Here is a 789-nt window from a genome sequence, read left to right on the forward strand (position 1 = left end):
GCCGCCGAGAACCTTTACGGACAGGCCAAGGACTCCGTCCGCGACGCGGCCGAGCACGTCGCCGACACCGCCCGCGACATCGGCGGCAGGGTTCGCGACACGGTCGGCAGTCTGATCGGGTCGGACGACGTCGAGGACCGCGCGCGCCGCGCCCAGGGAGCGGCCGCCGATACCTACGACCGCGCCGAGCGCTCCGTCCGCGGTGCCGGCCGCGAGGCCTACGACCGGGCCGAGGACGCCTACGAGAACGGTGGCCGGTACCTGCGCCAGGGCGGACGCGAGGCCACCGACCGGATCGCAGAGCATCCGGTGGCCGCCCTGCTCGTGGCAGGCCTCCTCGGCTACGGAATCGGCCTGCTCATCCACCGGCGCGACTGATCCGCAAAGCCGCGATCGATCGGTCCGACCGTGCCGGAACTGCGCGGTCGGCCCCCTGAGTTCCACCAGCCGACGCCCCCCTCGAACGACCGACCTTCTCGGACGACCGACGACCCGGAGTATCAGTATCGTGTCCACTTCCCCCCTTCTCGCGACTTCATCCATCACGGCCTCGGCCGATACCCGCACCGTCCTGCTGAACCAGGTGTCCTGGGGCGCGATCTTCGCCGGCGCGGTCACCGCCCTGGTGACCCAGGTCGTCCTCAACATGGTCGGCGTCGGCATCGGCCTGTCCAGCGTCGGAGCGAACGCCGCCGACAACCCGGCCGCCTCGACCCTGTCGCTCGGCGCCGGTGTCTGGTTCATCGTCTCGGGCATCGTCGCCGCTCTCGCGGGCGGCTTCATCGCCGG

The 789-nt window shown here is 71.6% G+C and carries 1 protein-coding gene and 1 pseudogene; both read left to right on the forward strand.

Features of this window, described 5'->3' with window-relative positions; genetic code table 11:
• A partial coding sequence (locus MBTS_RS21595; protein WP_210322915.1) for a CsbD family protein occupies positions 1-378 on the forward strand: 378 nt, incomplete at its 5' end.
• A gap of 130 nt (positions 379-508) precedes the next feature.
• Positions 509-789 (forward strand): annotated as a pseudogene (locus tag MBTS_RS21600) (PhnA-like protein); the annotation flags it as partial.

It is taken from the genome of Methylobacterium bullatum (assembly GCF_014845095.1).
In the GTDB taxonomy this organism is placed as follows: Bacteria; Pseudomonadota; Alphaproteobacteria; order Rhizobiales; family Beijerinckiaceae; genus Methylobacterium; species Methylobacterium bullatum.